At 56.1% G+C, this 15,223-nt stretch carries 13 protein-coding genes and 1 tRNA gene; 4 read left to right on the forward strand and 10 right to left on the reverse strand.

Annotated features, from left to right (window positions below; all coding sequences use genetic code 11):
- Positions 1-23: 23 nt before the first annotated feature.
- Positions 24-1,178, reverse strand: coding sequence for an ABC transporter substrate-binding protein (locus ACO0LO_RS06140; protein ID WP_422963311.1), 1,155 nt, complete (start codon positions 1,176-1,178; stop codon positions 24-26).
- A 140-nt stretch (positions 1,179-1,318) separates the two neighbouring features.
- On the reverse strand, positions 1,319-1,960 hold the full coding sequence (locus ACO0LO_RS06145; protein ID WP_422963312.1) for a MarR family winged helix-turn-helix transcriptional regulator: 642 nt from the start codon (positions 1,958-1,960) through the stop codon (positions 1,319-1,321).
- A 104-nt stretch (positions 1,961-2,064) separates the two neighbouring features.
- On the opposite strand from ACO0LO_RS06145, the gene ACO0LO_RS06150 reads away from it, so the two are divergent.
- Entirely contained in the window at positions 2,065-3,309 is a 1,245-nt protein-coding gene (locus ACO0LO_RS06150; protein ID WP_422963313.1) for a flavin-dependent oxidoreductase, read from the forward strand.
- Between the two features lie 38 nt (positions 3,310-3,347).
- Here the strand turns inward: ACO0LO_RS06150 and ACO0LO_RS06155 are convergent, their stop codons facing one another.
- Genes ACO0LO_RS06155 through ACO0LO_RS06170 form a run of 4 tightly spaced genes read right to left on the reverse strand, consistent with a single transcriptional unit; the run spans position 3,348 to position 7,350 of the window.
- Positions 3,348-3,830 (reverse strand): spore coat protein U domain-containing protein, encoded by a 483-nt coding sequence (locus ACO0LO_RS06155; protein ID WP_422963314.1) that lies wholly within the window; start codon positions 3,828-3,830, stop codon positions 3,348-3,350.
- Positions 3,827-6,133, reverse strand: coding sequence for a fimbria/pilus outer membrane usher protein (locus tag ACO0LO_RS06160; protein WP_422963315.1), 2,307 nt, complete (start codon positions 6,131-6,133; stop codon positions 3,827-3,829). Before ACO0LO_RS06160 ends, ACO0LO_RS06155 begins: the two co-directional genes overlap by 4 nt.
- 7 nt (positions 6,134-6,140) lie before the next feature.
- Positions 6,141-6,866 carry a fimbrial biogenesis chaperone gene (locus ACO0LO_RS06165; RefSeq protein WP_422963316.1) on the reverse strand — a complete coding sequence of 242 codons (726 nt, stop codon included), beginning with the start codon at positions 6,864-6,866 and terminating at the stop codon, positions 6,141-6,143.
- Positions 6,867-6,921: 55 nt separating this feature from the next.
- A complete protein-coding gene (locus ACO0LO_RS06170; RefSeq protein ID WP_422963317.1) occupies positions 6,922-7,350 on the reverse strand; it encodes a Csu type fimbrial protein in 429 nt (142 codons plus the stop codon).
- Between the two features lie 366 nt (positions 7,351-7,716).
- Here ACO0LO_RS06170 and ACO0LO_RS06175 point away from each other — a divergent pair, with 366 nt between their 5' ends.
- On the forward strand, positions 7,717-8,424 hold the full coding sequence (locus ACO0LO_RS06175; RefSeq protein ID WP_422963318.1) for a LuxR family transcriptional regulator: 708 nt from the start codon (positions 7,717-7,719) through the stop codon (positions 8,422-8,424).
- Between the two features lie 158 nt (positions 8,425-8,582).
- A complete protein-coding gene (locus tag ACO0LO_RS06180) occupies positions 8,583-9,497 on the forward strand; it encodes a tetratricopeptide repeat protein (RefSeq protein ID WP_422963319.1) in 915 nt (304 codons plus the stop codon).
- 144 nt (positions 9,498-9,641) lie between these two features.
- Here the strand turns inward: ACO0LO_RS06180 and ACO0LO_RS06185 are convergent.
- From ACO0LO_RS06185 to ACO0LO_RS06200, 4 genes are all read right to left on the reverse strand, one after another.
- A tRNA-His gene (locus ACO0LO_RS06185) sits at positions 9,642-9,717 on the reverse strand.
- Between the two features lie 139 nt (positions 9,718-9,856).
- A complete protein-coding gene (gene murI / locus ACO0LO_RS06190) occupies positions 9,857-10,714 on the reverse strand; it encodes a glutamate racemase (RefSeq protein ID WP_422963320.1) in 858 nt (285 codons plus the stop codon).
- Positions 10,714-12,240 (reverse strand): fumarate hydratase, encoded by a 1,527-nt coding sequence (locus ACO0LO_RS06195; protein ID WP_422963321.1) that lies wholly within the window; start codon positions 12,238-12,240, stop codon positions 10,714-10,716. The genes murI and ACO0LO_RS06195 overlap by 1 nt, the downstream gene beginning before the upstream one ends.
- A gap of 56 nt (positions 12,241-12,296) precedes the next feature.
- Positions 12,297-12,893: a YqhA family protein gene (locus tag ACO0LO_RS06200; RefSeq protein ID WP_422963322.1), complete on the reverse strand. Its 597-nt coding sequence runs from the start codon at positions 12,891-12,893 to the stop codon at positions 12,297-12,299.
- A 320-nt stretch (positions 12,894-13,213) separates the two neighbouring features.
- On the opposite strand from ACO0LO_RS06200, the gene acs reads away from it, so the two are divergent.
- On the forward strand, positions 13,214-15,196 hold the full coding sequence (gene acs, locus ACO0LO_RS06205) for an acetate--CoA ligase (RefSeq protein WP_422963323.1): 1,983 nt from the start codon (positions 13,214-13,216) through the stop codon (positions 15,194-15,196).
- The last annotated feature ends 27 nt before the right edge of the window (positions 15,197-15,223 follow it).

Below are 15,223 nucleotides of genomic sequence, written 5' to 3' on the forward strand. Positions count from 1 at the left end.
GGCCATGGGTATTTCGCATTTAATTAAGGATTCACCAGTTTCCAGTTGCCGTTTTCTATCGTCAACAGCACGCGGGCGCTGTCTTGCAGGCCGAAATGGTCTTTTGGCGTGTACTTGATGAAGCCTTGTGTGATGGCGACGCCGTTCGTCGATTCCAGTGCTTCTTTCAAGGCGGTGCGGAAGGCCTGAGTGCCGGGTTTTCCTTTTTTCAGGGCGACCGGTACCGCTTGCTGCAGCAGTAGTTGCGCATCATAGCCGTGGGCGGCGAACTGGTTGCGGGTGCCTGCGCCGAATTGTTTTTCATAGCGTTCTACAAAGTCGACGGCAATTTTTTTGCTTGGATGATTGTCGGGCAGCGCTTCGGGCATGACCGCCAGGCCGGCGACGACAAACGAGCCTTCTACATCCTTGCCGCCGAGGCGGATCAGGTCGCGCGAGGCAGCGCCGTGGGTCTGGTAGATCTTGCCCTTGTAGCCGCGCTCTATCAGCGCCTTGTGCGGCATGGCCGCGCCGCTGCCGGAGGCGCCGATCAGGATGGCATCCGGTTTGGCGGACACTAGTTTCAAGGCTTGCGCAGTGACGGAGGTGTCCGCGCGAGCGAACCTTTCTGTTGCTACCGACTGCAGGCCGGCCTGTTTGGCAAGAGCGGTGAAATCTTTCAACCAGGACTCGCCGTAGGCATCAGAAAAACCGAGGTAAGCATAGGTCTTGATGCCGGTTTTTTTCATGTGCTCGATGATGGCGCCTGCCATCAGGCCGGTCGATTGCGCGACGCGGAACGTCCATGCTCCGCGGCCTTCAGGCAGCTCTACCGGCGAAGTGGAAATCTGTACGGTCTGGCCTTCTGCTGCCACATCGGCCAGCGCAATGGACGCGGGCGTAGCGGTAGAGCCGACGATCACGTCCACCTTGTCTTCGGTAATAAAGCGGTGCGCGTTCTTGTTGGATTGCGTTGCATCGGAAGCGTCATCCAGGATGATGACCTTCAGCTTTTCGCCGGCGATGCTGTCGGGCCACATGCTGACGCCGTTGCGGGTCGGTATGCCCAGGCCGGATGCAGGGCCGGTCAGCGGCAGGCTGACACCGATGGTAATGTCTGCCGATGCCTGCAGGCTGATGATGCCGCAGGCAATTGCGGCAAGGCGCGCAAGCAATACGGGTTTGCTGAAATTTTTCATGCATGTCTCCATTTCTGTTTAAGTGAACAGCGCAGTATGCCGCGCACCCTATTGAGGGAATATTGTATTGTTATGCGGCATAACAGTTATTTACTATAACGGCATTGCTCCAGATGTGCAAGGCGCGTGTCCTGCCGGGATCAATCGGCTGATTCAGTGCCGAGCTTTCTGAGGAGCGCGCGCAGCTGTTGCTTCTCAGCTACTGTCAAATTGCCTGAGATGCGCTCATCGTGCGTTTCCACCAGCTTTTTGTATTTCTTCAGCTCCCGGATTCCTGCTTTGGTCAATAGCAGGTTATACGATCTGCGGTCGCCGGCGGCCTGTCTTTCCACAAATCCATTTTTCTCAAAACCGTCGATGATGGAAACCACACCGGAGCGCGCAATGCCCATCACTTCCGATAACTTTGTCTGGGAAATACCCGGATTGTTTTCTATGATGACGAGGGAGGAGAAGCGTTGCGGAGTGATGTCTTCGGCAGCAAGCGATGCTGCGAAATCTTCATAGATGCTCAGTTGAGCACGACGTACCGCATAACCTATCAATTGGTCGAGCACGTCGTAGTGGATACCTTCTATCCTGGCATTGAAGGACATGCTTGCAGGCGTGGCGCTGCCCGCAGGGATTTTTTTGTTGCCGGAGGACGTTTGTTTCTTTTGTTCGGGCATGTGGTGCTCTGTCAGTTGATTTTTCCTCATTGTAGCCTTTTCAACGAGGAAAAATGAGTTCCAGTCATTTTGATGCATACCGCTGAGCTTGCAGTTTACTGATTTTTGTTTCATAGTACAATTGTTCTGGTTCATAACAATAACGTCCGGTTGGTGAATTGAGGATATCCGCCTTGCCATGGCGGGCCTCGCACGTGAAGGCCGGACAGGAGACAAGCATGAAAGTAGTAATTGCAGGCGCCGGCATCGGCGGCCTGGTTTTAGGCCTGATGCTGCGCGAGCGCGGCATGGACGTTGAGATATTCGAAGCCGTCAGCGAGATCAAGCCGCTGGGTGTCGGCATCAACCTGCTGCCGCACGCCAGCCAGCAACTGTGCGAACTGGGCCTGGAGGACTGCCTGTCCCAGCACGCGATACAGACTTCCAGCCTCAGTTATTTCAATAAATTCGGCCAGCAGATCTGGACGGAACCGCGCGGCCGCGCCGCCGGCTATGGTTCACCGCAGTTTTCCATCCATCGCGGCGAACTGCAGATGAATCTGCTGGATACCGCGATTGAACGTTTAGGCAGAGAACATATCCATCAGGGGCATGTATTCCAGTCCTTTGTTCAGGACGGCAATAAGGTCACTTCCACGTGGCTGCGCCGTGCCGACAATACGGAAATCAACGTGGATTCCGATATCCTGATCGGCGCCGACGGCATACACTCGGCCGTCCGCAAATTTTTGTACCCCACCGGCGACCTGCCGCGTTTTTCCGGACGCATGCTGTGGCGCGGCATCACAGAAGCGCCGCCCTACATGGACGGGCGCAGCATGTTCATGGCCGGTTACCAGGACCAGAAATTTGTCGCCTATCCAATATCGGAGCCCTTGCGGCGCGAAGGGCGTTCACTGATCAACTGGATTGCGGAATTGAAAGTGCCGAACGGCGAACTGCCAAAGACCGACTGGAACAGGAAGGTCGACAAAGGGGTGTTCAGCCCCGCTTTTGCCGATTGGAAATGGGATTGGATAGACATCCCTTCCATCATCAACGAGGCCAAGGAAGTGTACGAATTTCCGCTGGTAGACCGCGACCCTCTGCCGCGCTGGACCTTCGACCGGGTAAGCCTGCTGGGGGACGCAGCACACCCTATGTATCCCATCGGTTCCAACGGCAGCGCCCAGGCAATTCTGGATGCACGCTACCTGGCCGATTGCCTGGCCGGCAACCCCGACATTCTGTACGCGCTGCGCGAGTATGAAGCTGAGCGCCTGCCCAAGACCACCGGCATCGTGCTGCGCAACCGCATGAACGGCCCTGAACAGGTGATGCAGCTGGCGGAAGAGCGCGCCCCCCAGGGGTTTCACCATGTGAATGACGTGATTCCACAGGAAAAGCTGGAAGAAATTTCATTGAAATATAAAAGGCTGGCCGGTTTTGACAAAGATAGCCTGCGGGCCACGGCAAAAACCTGAACCTTGAATCTGCCGCCGCCGTCGCTGCAGTTGTAATGCTAAAAGGTGAAGGTGACGGTGACCGTGTCGGTATAGCTGCCGGCAGGTTTGTTTTGCAATGCCGGAATGCGGCCAAACACGGTGTAGGTATTGCTGAAAATCCCCACCACGGCAACCGGCACGGTCGCGGAAAAAACCGAAGTGCCGCTGGTGCCGTCTCCCCAGATCTGGGTGCGGTTCATATCCTGGAATAGGTTATAAGAAATCAGGTTGCTGCCGGATTTCAGTTGCCGTCCGCTTACTGTTCCATTGGTAGCACTGATGGAGATCGTATAGGTGAAGGTGCCCACGCCTGCGGCAACGCAGCCGAAAGTGATGCTGCCGTTGCTGTCGGTATCGGCCGAGTTTAACGGATTGTAGCTGCCGAATGCCACTCCGGTAGCGCTGCCGCCGCACAGGCTGACGGTAATGCCCGCCGCATGACCCTGTTGTGCCAGCACGGATATCGCCAGCAGGAACGCGGACTTGAATATGGTCTTCATTGGCTCAGTTTGTTGCAGGTGTAGGGGCCGAGTACGGGGAAGCCTTCCGGCCCGGGCCTGGCGTTGATGACAATCTCGCATTTGAATTTCGACGTGTCCACATAAAGCGTACCGGGAAAGCTGACTTCCGGAAAAAATATCTTGCCGCGCAATGCAACCAGGCCTATTGCGGTGGACTGGTTGGCCTCTATCAATGTCACGAAAGTGCCGGAGGGCAGGGGATCGCCGGTGTCGTCCTGCAGGATGATGGTGGCGCTGCTGTTCTCCTTCGCCGCGAACTTCAGCAGTACGCCGGACCTGGAGCTCGGCGTCACATATCTTTCATCGAGCTCAAGCGTCATCTTCAATGGCAGCGCATCGCCCTGCAGATAGATCTTATTGTCTTCATAAGGAATCAGGTTGGGAATGAAGCCGACGCCGTCCGCATCGGTGCGGGCCACCCAGCGGTTGTTCGCATAGATGTCGACGGGGTCCTTGATCGGCACTTCCACCACGGCGAAGCTGTCGGTGATCCAGCGAGATGCCCGCAGGTGTCCCCCAAGGAAGGCCATGCCTCCGCGAGCAGTGGCCTCAAAGTTGCTCGTGCTGCCCGCGCGGTTGGCATTGAGCGACGCCTGGCCGTATTGCCCCAGATAGTTGATGCCGGCATCGGTGGTCTGATAATCAAACAGGCTCTTCTGGACCCGGTACCCCCAGCCACCTTCCACCGGCGCCGTCCTTTGATACAGTGCGCTGATCTGTTTGTTGCCATTCTGCCGGTTGGCGGACAGTTGCAGCAGGCGGTAGTTTTCCAGCGGGATGACGAAGAGCGCATTGGCGGCAATATCCCTGGTGTCGCTGACGGTCTTGATCACTCCGAAATTCAGCAAGCTGCCGTTGTCGAAGTTCAGGTTCAGACCGGCGTTGATGGTTGCCAGGTTCGGCTGGCCGCGGTTTTTTTGCTTCAGATAGCCGGCGGTAATAGACATCTTTTTGGTCAGCGTTATGGTGTCCTGCAACTGGATTTCCAGCGAAGGCGCCAGATCCGTATCCGTTACCGTGGCTTGCCAGTAGCTTTTCCCCGCTTTCTGGACCCGCAGCGAGAAACTGTTATTCAGGCTCTGCCGGTCATACTGGATATAGGTCAGCAGGTCGTTGCCTATCTTTGCGCGGCTATAGCCCAGTCCGCCGCTGAGCAGGCCTATGTCCTTGATGGCGTAGGTCAGCGCCAGGCCCAGTGCCTGTTTCTCGCGCATCACGTTGGCATTGCCTTGCACGGTCAGCTGGTTCGAGTATCCGTACCGCATATTGGCAGAAGCGAATGCGCGCCCGTAGGAGTTGCTCTGCTGGCCAAAATCATCGTGCAGCGCGCCCAGTTCAAATGAATAGTCTTTCACGCCGGAGCGTAACAACTGCGCACTGTTGATATAGCTTTGCGTGTAGAGCTGCTGCCGGCCAAGCACGTCGCGGACTACCATCTGCACGTTGCCCTGGCCGGTAAAGACCGGCAGGTTATTGATGGCGAAAGGGCCGGTATCGACATTCTGGCGCATCCTCAATACATTATCGACATAGATATCGACCGTAGAAGGCGAGGCGGCAGTGCCGCGCATTAGCGGCAAGGGCAGGTACTGGTAGCCAGGATTGGTTTCAAATTTGGTGCGCCATTGCACCCCGCCGAAGTAGTACTGGCGCGAAAACGGCGTCGCGGCTGTTACGCTGTCGCCTATCACCAATACGCTCATGTCTTCCGGGAAGTCCCTGGAGTACTGGCTGTCCAGCCGGTACAGCGTGTTGGCGCCGTTCTGGCTGCGGCCTATCATGCGGCTGGTAAAGGTGCCGGCGCCGTCAAACACGCCAACCTCAAATATGCCGGACAGGTTGTTAAGGCCGCTGGTTTTCAGGTAATCCAGATCGTAGTTGAAAAATCCGCCGACATCGGACAGTTTGGCGCCTTTCCGCTGGGTCAGCGTGTTCAGGTCGTAGTCGGTCGTCACGAAGGCATCGCTGGGAACCTTGATGCGTATGGTCTGTGTTTCCTGGTCCGTCATGGTATGCACGGAAGGTATGCCATCGAGGAAAAAATAATTTTCATTGTGGCGCCGCAGTTCGGCCAGTCCGCTATTTTCTGAAGGAATTTTCAATCGCGCTTCCTGGAACAAGCTTTCGGGAGCAAGCAGGCGGTAATCCGTTGTCTGGATGAACCTGACCACACCGGACGTCTCCTTGTCATTGACGATGACCGACAGCAGCAGTTCCTGTTTCTGATAGTAAGAGTCTTCCGCTGCAAAAAGTGGAAACCAGTAGCAAAGCAGGCACCCCAACAAAAACCTACTCAATGCCCTGAATGAGAATTTCCTCTTTCTCGCCATCTTCGTTCTGGAATTCCAATCTGAATTTTGTGGAGGAGGGAACTGATTCCAGCGGCCATTCCTTATGCTGGCCGGGGAGCACGTAGCTGGGCGACGTAACCTTCAATGCAGGCTTCTTGCCATCATCACTCAGCGTGAGCGCATTGATCTTGGCATGCACATTGCCGGCATTGATTGCGACTAGGCTGAATTGTTTCCCCTGTTTCCTGAGTTTCCAGCTGAGCTGTTCTTCTTTTTCTTTCGGCGAAAAAAATACCGGCAGACTGAAGCGCAGCAAGGTGCGGATGCCGGTGGCGGCAGTCTCGGTCGGCACTTCCTCTACCATCAGGCGGTAGGATTTTTCCGTGGACGGTTCCGCATCGGGCGCCGTCCTCAGGCCAAAGCGCACGTATTGGGTCTTGTTAGGCGCCAGCAGAAAAATCGGCGGATTGACCAAAAGATCGTCAGTATCCGTCAGCACTTCCTTGGTGCCGTCAGTGGTCCAGTCGAGCGCGTTGATTTGCAGCCGCACCGGTTCATCGGTCGGATTCGATATCTGGATGACGGCAACGGCGCGGGAAGACTTCAACTGGAACCTGACGGGGTTGATATTGAACGCGGCCGCCAATGCAGTAACCGCCTGCCCCATCATTGCCAGCACAAGACACTTCACCAATAGAGAACGGAAGGATGGCTTTACTATCATTTTTTTATCCGTTTTATTGCCGCAAGAGGCGTATAGCCTCGGTCCTCAGCCAAAATCAATATGTGACCGTGACCAGCACCGCATCGGTGAAGCTGCCTATTGCGCCAGGGCTTTGTCCTGACGGAATACGCGCGTAGACCGTGCTGGCGGCACTTGCACCCGTACCGACAATGGCAACGCCCGTCAGCGCTGTATTACCCCATGTGGTACCACGGCCGGAGTCCTGGTACAGCGAGTAATTCAGAAAAGCGGTATTGCCGGCATTTGCCAGCCGCCTTAATGGGACGATGTCGGTAGAGCCGGACGCCGCATGCGAGCCTTGCCCAAGCGTAATGACTGCAGGTATTAACAGCGTGCAGCTGGTAGTGACGGTTGCAGTAACGTCCTGGTTGGTGGCGGCATTCAGGCTGAGAGGGTCGTACGTGGTGGTAAACCCCGTCGTACTGACGGTGCAGCTATTGGCAATCGTGACTGTATTGGTCATCGTAGCCGTAACCGTCGCAGCGCCGGATAGTTGGCAAACACATAAAGTAGAGACGACAGCAAGAGCGATTTTTTCCGAATATTTGTTATACATCATGCATCCTTCTCGGTGGTTGGACGTTGCTGTTGTTTCATTGAATACAATTTCCTAGACTTATGTAACTGTCAAAGTTGACAGGAGTGAATGCCAAATTATTATTTCTCTCCTATATTGGACGTACGGTTGTCTTCAATAATTACGACAAAAATAAATTTACAACAATTAAACGTAAATTAATTATTTATTAAGGATTTCTAATGAAAAATATTCTAGTATGAAGCCTGCGGAGATTGTCTATTTGAAATCGGCTTGCGAGAGGGATCAGATATGCGTAGCTGGCAAGAAGAACAAATACAGTTGCTTACGGAGACCCACAGCGAAGGCGATTTTCTCAGCGCCTTGTCGCAGATCGCCGATGAACTGGGATTCGATTATTGTGCCTACGGCATGCGCATGCCCTTGCCGCTCGCGCAGCCGCGCATCATCATGCTGAGCAGCCAGCCGCAGCAATGGCAGCGGCATTATCTCGACGACTATTACCATTCGGTCGACAACACCTTGCACGATATGCACTCAATCACGCCCTACATCTGGTCCGGCGAGGAACATACCGGCAGCACCAAATTCTGGGAAGACGCGCGCGCCCACGGTCTGCAGGCCGGCTGGGCGCAGTCCAGTCACGATGCCCGCGGCATCGTGGGCATGCTGACGCTTGCGCGTTCGCGTTCGTACACGTCTTTTAAAGAGTTGCGTAATCGCGCACTGCAAAAGTCCTGGCTGGCACAAACGGCGCATGAAGCGCTGTCGCGCGTGCTGGTGCCCAAGTTCCTGCCGGAAGCGGAAACCCAGCTGACCACCCGGGAGGTGGAAGTACTGCGCTGGAGTGCGGATGGAAAAACCTCGGGAGAGGTCGGCAACATCATGTGCATATCGGAACGCACCGTCAATTTCCACGTCAATAACGCCCTGGTCAAGCTGGGCGCCAACAACAAGACTGCCGGCGTGATCAAGGCGGCGATACTGGGGTTTCTATAAGGCTGGGATTCACCAGCTTGTTTTTCGCTGCGATAAGCGTTGAAGCAATTTGATACAAGTTGCCTTCTACCGCATGCCTTGAATTTGCCAGCGCCGCACGCAGATACGACTATCCCTGCCTGCATCTTGAAGGCGGGACTAGTTCAAGGAGCATAGCCATGACCACCAAAACCGCTTTCCCTTCCTTAGCCGCAATATTGCTTGCCTCTGCGATGCTGGCCGGTGTTGCCGTGCCTGCCATGGCGGCGGACGAGCCGACGCTGCACCAGGTGTATCAGGCCGCGGATGCCGGCAAACTGGGCGAGGCCCAGGAAATGATGCAAAAAGTATTGCACGATCATCCCAATAGCGCCAAGGCACATTTTGTCGAAGCGGAATTATCGGCAAAACAGGGGCGTTTTTCCCAGGCTGAAATAGAGTTGGCAACAGCCGAGCGCCTGGCGCCCGGCTTGCCTTTCGCCAAACCGGCCGCGGTGCAGGAGTTGAAAACCTTGCTGAACAAGGCTGATAGGGCAGAGGCGCAACAGCAGCGCGCGCAATCGCAAATGAATTCACCGGCACCCGCAATCCGTCAGGGAAATGCGTATGAACAGGGTGGCTCCGGCATGCCGTGGGGTATTATCATCCTCGGGGTCGGCGCATTGGCGCTGATCATCTTTTTCGTCCGCAGGAACAGCAGCAGGCCTGCGGTGTACGGCCCAGGCGGCGGCAATCGGTATGGCACCGTTAATCCTATGCAGCAAGGCTATGCGCCTAATGGCTATCCGCAAGCTTACCCGCAGCAGCCCGGCATGACCGGCGGCGGCATAGGCTCGGGCATCATGGGCGGTTTGGCAACCGGTGCGGCTGTCGGTGCGGGGATGGTGGCCGGCGAAGCGTTGATGCACCACTTTACCGACGGTGACAGGCACGAAAGGGCATCCGGCCTGTCCGACCAGTATCTGGCCAACAATGACCGGCCTGTTGACCTGACGCGCAACGATGACATGGGCGGCACCGACTTCGGCGTTTCCGACAACAGTTCGTGGGATGATGCAGGTGGGGGCGGTGGAGGCGACGACTGGGATAATTGATATCCGGGTTGCAGGAGAAAAGTGGCTGAATGAGCCGCTTTTTGTTTTTACATTAGCCTCAACGAGCCGATGCACAAAGCAAACGCACAAAACAAAAGCGCACTAAAAAGTGCGCTTAGTTTTGAAGCTTATGCCCAAATCAAGTGGGGTGACCGATGGGGCTCGAACCCACGACAACAGGAATCACAATCCTGGACTCTACCAACTGAGCTACGGCCACCACTGATTTTCTGCTAACTTCTCTTCCCTGTTTTGCATCAGGAAAGCAAAGAATTATACGAGGTTTTTACGCATCTGGCAAATGTAAATTGCACTAAAGTCATAAAATGTAATGCTTGCTTCATCCACAGGCAAGCGGCTCAGGCCAATGCCAGGGCTTGCACCAGCTCTTTTGCATCATCCAATTTCAGCAGATTGTGTAAGGCATTGCTCAGTCCGGAGCGCGGGCCTGTTGTATAAGTGCCCAGTGTGCCCGGGCTGCCAGCTGCATGCAGGCAGCAGTCTTGCATAAGCAGTCTTTGCAGGTGGCGCGCCACCGCATCGCCGGTATCGACAATGCTGACATCGGATGCCTGCTTGCCCGATTGCTGGAGCAATTGCCGTATCAACGGCAATACGAACGGGTAGTGGGTGCATCCAAGCACCAGCGTATCGGCGCCTTGTGCTATTAATGGCGCGACATAACGCTGCAACAGCAGCGCGGTGGCCTGAGACTGCAGCTCACCTTTTTCTATCTGGTCTGCGAGACCGACGCAGGCTTGCGGCAAGAAGCTGACTTTGCTCTCTTTGCTGAGTTGCGTCTTCAGGGCGATGAACTTCTGACTCTCCAGCGTGCGGCGGGTTGCCATGACGCCGATGATGCCGGTCTTGCTGAGAGCGATAGCGGGCTTTAATCCCGGCTCCACGCCGATGACGATCAGGGACGGGTGCGCCTGCCTGATCGCCGCAATCGCCGCGGCGGTGGCAGTATTGCACGCAACTACCAGCGCCTTGATGCCTTGGACCAGCAAGAACTGCGCGATTGCCAGCGAGCGCTGGACGATCACGGCTTCCGGCTTGTCGCCATACGGCGCAAAGCCGGAATCGGCAAAGTACAGCAGGGATTCATGCGGGAGCAGTTGCCGGATATGCTGCAGCACCGACAAGCCGCCCACGCCGGAGTCGAATACGCCGATAGGCGCATTGGCGATTGAGGCGTGCGGCTGTGCTGCTTGCATCAGGCGACGGAGACGGGGATCTTGCCTATCTTTGCCTGCCATTCTTTCGGCCCGGTGTTATGCACCGACGTGCCGCTGGAGTCCACGGCGACAGTAACAGGCATGTCAACCACGTCGAACTCGTAGATCGCTTCCATGCCCAGGTCGGCAAAGCCGACAACCTTCGCCGTCTTGATTGCCTTGGAAACCAGGTAAGCTGCGCCGCCGACTGCCATCAGGTAGGCAGACTGGTGCTTCTTGATCGATTCAATGGCGACAGGGCCGCGCTCTGCCTTGCCTATCATCGAGATCAGGCCGGTTTTTTCCAGCATCATGTCGGTGAATTTATCCATACGGGTAGCAGTGGTCGGGCCGGCCGGGCCTACGGCTTCGTCGCGTACCGGATCAACCGGGCCTACGTAGTAGATCACGCGGTTGGTGAAGTCCACCGGCAATTGCTCGCCCTTTGCCAGCATGTCCTGGATGCGCTTATGCGCGGCATCGCGGCCGGTCAGCATCTTGCCATTCAGCAGCAGGGTCTGGCCCGGCTTCCACGAGGCGACTTCCTCCTTGGTGAGCTTATCCAGATCGATGCGTTTCGATTTCTCGGTATCGGCTACCCAGTTGACATCGGGCCAGCTGGACAATGATGGCGGCTCCATGTAGACCGGGCCTGAGCCATCCAGCACAAAATGCGCATGGCGGGTCGCCGCGCAGTTGGGGATCATTGCGACGGGCTTGGAGGCAGCATGGGTAGGGTGCATGCGGATCTTCACGTCCAGCACCGTGGTCAGGCCGCCCAGGCCTTGCGCGCCTATGCCCAGCGCATTGATTTTTTCGCACAATTCTATGCGCAGCTCTTCGGTCTTGTTTTGCGGGCCGCGTTGCAGCAGCTCATACATGTCGATGTCTTCCATCAGCGATTCTTTGGCCATCAGCATCGCTTTTTCTGCGGTGCCGCCTATGCCTATTCCCAGCATGCCGGGCGGGCACCAGCCCGCGCCCATGGTCGGCACGGTTTTCATGACCCAGTCCACCAGCGAATCGGACGGGTTCAGCATGACGAACTTGCTCTTGTTTTCCGAGCCGCCGCCCTTGGCCGCGACCTGCACGTCAACGGTATTGCCCGGCACCAGTTCCATGTGGATGACTGCCGGCGTGTTGTCCTTGGTGTTCTTGCGTTCAAAATGCGGATCGGCCACGATGGAGGCGCGCAGCACATTGTCCGGATTGGCGTAGCCCTGGCGCACGCCTTCGTTGACGGCGTCGGTGATGGAGCCTGTGCCGAAGCCTTCGAAGCGTACTTCCATGCCTATCTTCAGGAATACATTGACGATGCCGGTATCCTGGCAGATAGGCCGGCGGCCTTCGGCGCACATGCGGGAGTTGGTCAGGATCTGCGCGATTGCATCCTTCGCGGCCGGGCTTTGTTCGGCTTCATAAGCGCGCGCCAGGTGAGCAATGTAATCGGCCGGATGGTAGTAGCTAATGTATTGCAATGCGGCGGCGACGGATTCAATAAGGTCTGCTTTTTTGATGACTGTCATGATGTTGGCTATATGGCTGGGAAGGAAACTGAGGTGGAAGCTGGAAATTGGGCGGCTTAATGCTCGGGGCTGAAATGCTGCGTCTTGGTGACGATGTAGTCGCAATAGGCGATGGCAATCGCAGACAGCAAGAACACGGCGTGGATAACGGTTTGCGCAATCCAGACGTTGGCATTGGCTTCCGGATTGATAAAGGTCTTCAGCAGGTGTATCGACGAAATACCGATGATCGCCATCGCCAGCTTGACCTTCAGCACGGAGGCATTCACATGCGACAGCCATTCCGGCTGATCGGGATGTCCATCCAGTCCCAGCTTTGAGACGAAGGTTTCATAACCGCCGATGATCACCATGATCAGCAGGTTGGAAATCATCACTACGTCGATGAGGCCCAGCACCACCAGCATGATCGTGGTTTCGGTCAGCCTGCTGGGCTTGTCGCCGAGATGGGGAAAATTGGAGAGGATGTGGTCCAGTGCCGTCTGGCTGCCAAACGCGGCGCTGATCAGGTCGACCAGTTCATACCAGAAATGATAGACATACACGCCCTGCGCGAGTATCAAGCCCAGGTACAGCGGAACCTGCAGCCAGCGGCTCAAAAAAATCAGGTTGGCCAACGGCGATAGTTTGGACGGGGCTGCTTTTTCTGGCATGGTGTGTTCCGGGCCGGGAAACCGGAACCGGTGTTTATTTTGAATCAAGCCGCCATTTTACACGCGCACAGGCATTTGCTAAAGCGGGTATCGTAAACAGGCTCGCCCAGGATCGCGAAAACAGGGCGTGGTTACTTGCTGAAATTGATATAAACAGCGTCTTGCTGTATTGTAGTTCGTCGTAGTTCTTTGCAAACGTAAGGCCTAAGTAAGTCTGCCGGAATATGGTAGCGTCAATCCGCGAGTGCCTGTTTTTAAGGCATCTGTGCCGCCGCCGTGACTGTAGTAGAGCTTATTATTAAAACAAGTTGGAGATGATTATGTCAGAAATAGAAACCGCAAAGCAGGAATCCCGTGTGTTTTCGCCGCCTGCGGCGTTTGTTGCCAATGCCAACATTTCCGGGATGGATGCCTACAATGCGCTGTGCGCAGAAGCGGAAAAAGATTATGAGGGTTTCTGGGGCCGTCTGGCCAAGGAAAACCTGCACTGGCACAAGCCTTTCACCAAGGTGCTGGATGAAAGCGCCGCGCCGAACTACAAATGGTTTGAAGACGGGCTGCTGAACGTTTCCTATAACTGCCTGGACGTGCACCTGCAAAACGGCAATGCCGACAAGACAGCGCTGATTTTTGAATCCGATTCCGGCGACGTTACCCGCGTCAGCTACAAAGAGCTGCATGAAAAGGTTTGCAAGTTCGCCAACGGCCTGAAGTCCCTGGGGATTAAAAAAGGCGACCGCGTCGTCATTTACATGCCGATGTCGATTGAAGGCGTGGTCGCCATGCAGGCCTGCGCGCGTATCGGTGCAACGCACTCGGTAGTGTTCGGAGGTTTTTCCGCCAAGTCGCTGCAGGAGCGTATTGTTGATGTGGGCGCGGTTGCGGTGATCACGGCGGATGAACAGGCGCGCGGCGGCAAATCGCTGCCGCTGAAATCCATCGTGGATGAAGCGTTGACGCTGGGCGGATGCGAAAAAATCAAGGACGTCGTGGTGTACAAGCGTACCGGCGGCAACATCAATTTCACCGCCGGCCGCGATTTGTGGCTGCATGAACTGGTTGCATCCCAATCCAGCGTTTGTGAGCCGGAATGGGTCAGTGCTGAGCATCCGCTGTTCATTCTGTACACCTCCGGTTCCACCGGAAAACCCAAGGGTGTCCAGCATTCTTCCGGCGGCTATCTGTTGTGGGCGCTGCTGACGATGAAGTGGACCTTCGACATCAAGCCCAGCGACGTATTCTGGTGTACTGCCGACATAGGCTGGGTCACCGGCCACAGCTACATTACCTACGGCCCGTTGGCAGCGGGCGCGACCGAAATCGTGTTCGAGGGCATCCCTACCTATCCGAATGCCGGCCGCTTCTGGGACATGATACAAAAGCATAAAGCGACGATTTTTTATACCGCGCCGACAGCGATACGCTCGCTGATCAAGGCCGCTGATGGCGATGAGAAAATTCATCCCAAACAGTACGACCTGACATCGCTGCGCCTGCTCGGATCGGTGGGCGAGCCTATCAATCCCGAAGCCTGGATGTGGTATTACAAACATATCGGCGGCGAGAAATGCCCGATTGCAGACACCTTCTGGCAGACGGAAACCGGCGGTCACATGATCTCGCCTTTGCCGGGCGTAACACCGATGGTGCCGGGTTCCTGCACACTGCCTCTGCCGGGCATCATGGCGGCCATCGTGGATGAAACCGGCCATGATCTGCCGAACGGGCAGGGCGGTATCCTCGTCGTTAAAAAACCCTGGCCGGCCATGATACGCACGATCTGGGGCGACAATGAGCGTTTCAAGAAGAGCTACTTCCCCGAAGAGCTGGGCGGCACCATCTACCTGGCAGGCGACGGCGCGATCCGCAACAAGGATACCGGTTACTTCACAATCACCGGCCGTATCGACGATGTACTGAATGTCTCAGGTCACCGCATGGGCACCATGGAGATAGAGTCGGCGCTGGTGGCCAATCCGCTGGTGGCAGAGGCTGCGGTAGTAGGCAAGCCGGACGATACGACAGGCGAAGCCATCTGCGCCTTCGTCGTGCTGAAACGCAGCCGTCCCACCGGGGAGGAGGCCAAGCAGATCGCCACCGAGCTGCGCAACTGGGTCGCCAAGGAAATCGGCCCGATTGCCAAGCCCAAGGAAATCCGATTCGGCGACAACCTGCCGAAGACGCGCTCCGGCAAGATCATGCGGCGTTTGCTACGTGTGCTGGCCAAGGGAGAAGAGATCACCCAGGATATCTCCACGCTGGAAAACCCGGCGATTCTGGAGCAGTTGAAGCAGGCACAGTAGTCGGCTTTTTCCGCGATTGAAAATAGA

It is taken from the genome of Undibacterium sp. TJN25 (assembly GCF_049339885.1).
GTDB lineage: Bacteria > Pseudomonadota > Gammaproteobacteria > Burkholderiales > Burkholderiaceae_D > Undibacterium.

Bases quoted from the DNA above. Each gene is read 5' to 3' on its own strand.
- ACO0LO_RS06140 (WP_422963311.1), bottom strand. From the start codon at position 1,178: ATGAAAAATTTCAGCAAACCCGTATTGCTTGCGCGCCTTGCCGCAATT.
- ACO0LO_RS06145 (WP_422963312.1), bottom strand. From the start codon at position 1,960: ATGAAACAAAAATCAGTAAACTGCAAGCTCAGCGGTATGCATCAAAAT.
- ACO0LO_RS06150 (WP_422963313.1), top strand. From the start codon at position 2,065: ATGAAAGTAGTAATTGCAGGCGCCGGCATCGGCGGCCTGGTTTTAGGC.
- ACO0LO_RS06155 (WP_422963314.1), bottom strand. From the start codon at position 3,830: ATGAAGACCATATTCAAGTCCGCGTTCCTGCTGGCGATATCCGTGCTG.
- ACO0LO_RS06165 (WP_422963316.1), bottom strand. From the start codon at position 6,866: ATGATAGTAAAGCCATCCTTCCGTTCTCTATTGGTGAAGTGTCTTGTG.
- ACO0LO_RS06170 (WP_422963317.1), bottom strand. From the start codon at position 7,350: ATGACCAATACAGTCACGATTGCCAATAGCTGCACCGTCAGTACGACG.
- ACO0LO_RS06175 (WP_422963318.1), top strand. From the start codon at position 7,717: ATGCGTAGCTGGCAAGAAGAACAAATACAGTTGCTTACGGAGACCCAC.
- ACO0LO_RS06180 (WP_422963319.1), top strand. From the start codon at position 8,583: ATGACCACCAAAACCGCTTTCCCTTCCTTAGCCGCAATATTGCTTGCC.
- murI (WP_422963320.1), bottom strand. From the start codon at position 10,714: ATGCAAGCAGCACAGCCGCACGCCTCAATCGCCAATGCGCCTATCGGC.
- ACO0LO_RS06195 (WP_422963321.1), bottom strand. From the start codon at position 12,240: ATGACAGTCATCAAAAAAGCAGACCTTATTGAATCCGTCGCCGCCGCA.
- ACO0LO_RS06200 (WP_422963322.1), bottom strand. From the start codon at position 12,893: ATGCCAGAAAAAGCAGCCCCGTCCAAACTATCGCCGTTGGCCAACCTG.
- acs (WP_422963323.1), top strand. From the start codon at position 13,214: ATGTCAGAAATAGAAACCGCAAAGCAGGAATCCCGTGTGTTTTCGCCG.